At 44.6% G+C, this 563-nt stretch carries 1 protein-coding gene; it reads left to right on the top strand.

From position 1 onward, the window contains the following. Window positions 1-563: hypothetical protein (locus tag ACT9TX_RS18445; RefSeq protein WP_481340589.1), on the top strand; the 563-nt coding region annotated here is incomplete at both ends.

Genomic DNA, 563 nt, shown 5'->3' with positions numbered 1-563 from the left:
GCTTGTACCACCCCAACTGGTGTTTCTTTTGTTTTTAATGGTAGACCTGTAACGTTTAAATCGGATGCAACAGGTACAGCTAAATATGGTGCAGGCATTGGCGGCTCTATAAGTGGTGCAACCAATGTAACAGTAGAGCGTTATATACCAAGTAGCGGTAGAAAAGCTTATGTACTGGTGGGTAGCCCAGTAACTAGCAGTATTTATAATGGCTGGCAAGAGGGCGGTGCTACTATTTCTGGCTATGGTACACACATTACTGGTGGTGTAACAGCTGGTACAAATGGTTTTGATGGCCCATCACTTGCTAAAAACTCTATTTTTACCTACAATGACGATGCAGCCCCTGGTAGTAAATGGACCAGCTTGGCTAATACTACCGATGCTGGAAGCTTAGCACCAGGTACGGGATACTTACTATATGTACGTGGTGATAGAAGCGAAAATAGACCAGTAACCGGCAATAGCAGCAATACTGTATTACGTGCAACTGGCAATTTAGGTTCTGGTGGTACTGCAAGACAAATAGGTACAGGTAGTGCAGGTGCACAAAGTGGCACCAG

It is taken from the genome of Parasediminibacterium sp. HNIBRBA5674 (assembly GCF_056745525.1).
The sequence above is the reverse complement of the archived record's forward strand: the minus strand, read 5'-3'. Positions and strand labels throughout refer to the sequence as shown.